Source organism: Bacteroides sp. UBA939, from assembly GCF_002293435.1.
GTDB lineage: Bacteria > Bacteroidota > Bacteroidia > Bacteroidales > Bacteroidaceae > Bacteroides.
Genome location: NZ_DBDF01000134.1, coordinates 1 through 4,339 on the forward strand (window position 1 = coordinate 1; position 4,339 = coordinate 4,339).

Here is a 4,339-nt window from a genome sequence, read left to right on the forward strand (position 1 = left end):
ACCATTCTCCATTGAGTGAACAAGTCATGAACCGGTTCATTCTCAAAGTCGTGCATCGGGCTCTTGCAGAAGAATGACAACCAAGTCTGGATGCCACACATACCGGCACGCATAGCAAGGTCACTGAAGATAACCAAGTCGAGTGCGATGGGAGCTGCAAGAATAGAATCGCGGCATAAGAAGTTAACTTTGATCTCCATCGGATAACCCATCCATCCGAAGATATCAATGTTATCCCATGCTTCTTTGTTATCCTTACGGGGAGGATAGTAATTGATGCGTACTTTGTGATAAACATCACCGTAGAGGTCAGGATACTTCTCCGGCTCAAAGATGTTATCAATAACGGATAGTTTGCTGACTTCCTTAGTCTTGAAGTTTTCAGGTTGATCAAGTACTTCGCCGTCACGATTGCCCAATATATTCGTAGAGAACCAACCGCTCACACCCAGCATACGGGCTTTAAACATCGGAGCAAGAACAGTTTTCATCAGGGTTTGTCCGCTCTTGAAGTCTTTGCCTGAAATAGGTACATTCATCTTCTTGGAGAATTCCCACATTGCCGGAATATCTACACACAAGTTCGGAGCGCCCATGATGAACGGAGCACCTTCCGCAATTGCAGCGTAAGCATAGCACATACTTGGAGAAATTACTTCCGTATTATTCTCTTTCATGGCTTTTTCCAACGCGGCGAGAGAGTCATGCTCTTCCGACTCCGGAATATAAATTTCAGTGCTCGCAGCCCACAGTACAACAATGCGTTCGCAGTTGTTGGCAGCTTTGAAGTTGCGGATATCCTCGCGCAGTTGTTCCACCATGTCCCAACGTGTGGCAGCATCCTTGATATACGTGCCATTCAGACGTTTTGCGAAATTATGGTCAAAAGCGGCAGGCATCGGTTTGATAGACTGCAACTCTTCCTTAACCAAGTTCAAATCTTTTTCTTTCAAAACTTCGGCATACATAGCGGCTTCGTACACGTTGTCGGGGAAAATATCCCATCCGCCAAAGACGATATCATTTAAATCCGCCAAGGGAACAATATCCTTTATAAGTTTCTCTTCGTTGTTCTGCATGCGAATCGTAGCCATCTGTGTAATAGCCCCTATTGGTTTTGTCAGTCCTTTACGAGCAGCTAATGTACCCGTTATCATAGTGGTTGAGACTGCACCACCTACTCCGACTACCAATACGCCTAAACGACCGGTTGCCGGCTTAATGTTTCCTTTCATTGCTCTTCTATTCTTTTTATAGTTTAAAAAATTGCTCAAATTTAGACTATTTTGCTCAATTACGGCTCGTTATTTTATCTGATTTAGTACTAAATTAATAAGTTTTAAGTAAAAGTGCCGTATATAGACCAATCTTAAACCCGAATCTATAGATACCGGATAGATTTTTGCTAATTACCGTACATGACCCAAATGAAGAATTTGACAAATATTTTCCACATTCAGAAAAACATGCCCCTCGTTCCGGACAAATCGGTTCGCAATTAAGGGAAAATAATACGGAAGCGCGTCAAACCATCATCATACGTTCGCAAAGAGAATGTACAATTGTGGCGTGTCAACACTTCGCGGATAAACACCAGACCGATTCCCTGCCCGTCAGGTTTGGTGGAGAAGAAAGGAGTGAAAAGTTTGGCTTCAGTATCCTTTGCGATACCGGGACCATTGTCTACCACCTCAATAATGGCGGGAGCAATGGTACGGATTACAATTTCGCCCTGCCGGATAACTCCTGCAGAAGCATGTTCTATGCTTTCGGCAGCATTCTTGATGATATTCACCAACGCCTGTTCAAAGAGTGAAATATCCAGGCGTACGGATTCTACGCCGGAATCACACTCCAGCCGCAATACAATATTCCGGTCATTGCACATTCCTTCCATAAATCGTTTACACATAGAGGCCAGTTCATTCAACCTGACCGGGCTTAACGATGGCTCGGGTATCTTCACCACATCAGCAAAACGGGTAATGAAGCGACTCATGGAAAAGCAGCGATCGGTACAAACGCGCATCACATCGCAAATGTCCTCCATACCCTCCTCCGACGAGAGTGCCTGTTCCACTGTATCAAGCGTAGAAGTGATACCTGCCGTAGTATTATTGACCTCATGGGCAATCATACGGATAACTTTTTCATACGCACGTTTCTCGGCGCGCATCACCTCTTCCGTCATACGTTCTATCAAGTAGAAAGAATGATGGAAGCCTCTGTCTATGAAAGACGAATGGGTACATTTGTAAATATTTGCATCATTCAACCGCACTACAGCCGTCGCGCCTTTAGGAATAACGGCAAGTTCTTCCGTCAAAGGCGTATCAATATTTTCCATCTTCTTACCCAAAGCATTTTCCAGGCTTATCCCCATCATCTTCAAAGCCATAGGATTCAGTTGCGACAGTTCGCCGTTCAATGTAGTAATGATAACCCCCATCGGCGAAGCCTGAACCAGCAAATCCAGAAAGTGGTTTTGCTCACGCAAGCGCAGGCGCTCGTTCTTCAACTGTTCCATCATACGGTTAAAGACATTCACGATACGGTCCGCCTCGTATTGCCCCACCTTACTGAGCCGACTGCTGAAATCCTGTTCGCGCAACAGCTCCATACCACTGCCGATGGTATTCATCGGTTTCACAATCCTCCGGTAGAATACAGGCAAGAATATCAGAATGAAAGCGATAAATCCTTCGGCAATATAGAGATGCAGCGAACGCATTCCTCCTGCCAGGTAGAGAAGCACCCCGCCCAGCCCCAGAAGAAAGAGGACTAATACAAAGAAAAAGAACTTAATTCTCACTTTTCATTCACCGTTATATTAAACTTTTCGAGTCTCCGGTAGAGCGCCGCACGACTGATACCAAGCGCCACTGCCACTTGGCTGAGATTCCCTTTATGACGGTCGAGCGCCTGCAGGATAGTCTGCCGCTCGATTTCATCCAGCGTCATACCCGCCAGCGAAGAGGATTCGGAAGCCTTTACCGATTCGTCATGGCGCAGATACTGCACATCGAAATCCGAAGCGTCCAGCGTTGTCTTTCCACAGACAAGAATCGTGCGTTCCACAAGGTTCTTCAACTCACGTATATTACCCGGATAAGGCAAGCGGGACAGAAAATTCAAAGCATCGGCGGAGAATTCCACACGAGGCAGTCCGTTAGCTTCGGCTTGGCGGTCGGCGAAATGACGTGCCAGCAGAGGGATATCTTCGCGACGCTCGCGCAAAGCGGGCAGCTTGACGGTTATCAGATTGATACGATAGAACAAATCTTCGCGGAAAGTCCGCTCCGATACCATCTTCCTCAGGTCTGCGTTGGTGGCGGATACTACACGGATATCTGTTTTGCGGGGACGACTGTCGCCCAACACTTCAAAGGTTTGGTCCTGCAATACACGCAGCAGTTTTACTTGACAGGACAGATCCAAATCGCCGATTTCATCCAGAAAGATTGTACCTTTGTTTGCCAGTTCAAACCGTCCGACACGGTCGGTGGTAGCATCCGTAAACGCTCCTTTCTTATGGCCGAACATTTCACTCTCAAACAAGCTCTGCGAAATACCGCCCAAGTTAACCTTCACAAAAGGCTGTTTCACCCGCTGGCTGTTCAGGTGAATCGCTTCGGCAATCAATTCTTTACCCGTTCCGCTTTCTCCGGTAATCAGTACCGAGGCGTTGGTATGGGCTATACGCGCCACCGTGTTCAATACTTCCATCAATCCTTTCGACTTCCCCACGATATGCCCGCGGTTCAACGTGTCGGTCTGTTCCGGGAGGATGTCTTTCGGGGTGGTAGTCAGTTCAAGGGCTGTTTCTATGCGTTGCAACAAGGCAGCGTTATTCCACGGTTTCGTGATGAAATCAAATGCGCCCGCCTGCATGCCCTGGACGGCAAGCTGAATGCTTCCCCATGCTGTCATTAAAATCACCGGCACGTCGGGACGGAACACTTTCACTTGTTTCAATAAGGTCAGCCCTTCTTCGCCCGTAGTGGAAAGGGTGAAGTTCATGTCCATCAAAACCAAGTCGGGCGACTCGGAACGAACCACATCCATTGCTTCGCGTGGCCCGGGAACGGCTTGTGCCACATATCCGGCACGCTTGAGCATGAAGCTGAGGGAAGAACGCACAGCGCTATCATCATCAATTATCAGTATCATAAGGCTTCGTTGTTGTTACGATTCACAAAAGTAGTTATTTCACTACACATAACAGAAGTTTACACTGATTTTATTATATGCTTATCCGAATTAATTGCGCTGGATGATAAGTGTATCGTCATAAATAGCTTGTAATATAAATGAGGATTTAGCGAAGCGGAGCGGAGCA

The 4,339-nt window shown here is 46.7% G+C and carries 3 protein-coding genes; all 3 read right to left on the reverse strand.

Annotated features, from left to right (window positions below; genetic code table 11):
- The coding region (locus tag B2Z67_RS08490; protein WP_291529393.1) for an inositol-3-phosphate synthase at positions 1-1,235 on the reverse strand (1,235 nt) is incomplete at its 3' end.
- Positions 1,236-1,498: 263 nt separating this feature from the next.
- The gene (locus B2Z67_RS08495; RefSeq protein ID WP_291529394.1) at positions 1,499-2,812 is read right to left on the reverse strand and encodes a sensor histidine kinase; all 1,314 of its coding nucleotides are present in this window, start codon (positions 2,810-2,812) and stop codon (positions 1,499-1,501) included.
- The gene (locus B2Z67_RS08500) at positions 2,809-4,170 is read right to left on the reverse strand and encodes a sigma-54-dependent transcriptional regulator (RefSeq protein WP_291529395.1); all 1,362 of its coding nucleotides are present in this window, start codon (positions 4,168-4,170) and stop codon (positions 2,809-2,811) included. Before B2Z67_RS08500 ends, B2Z67_RS08495 begins: the two co-directional genes overlap by 4 nt.
- Positions 4,171-4,339: the final 169 nt, after the last annotated feature.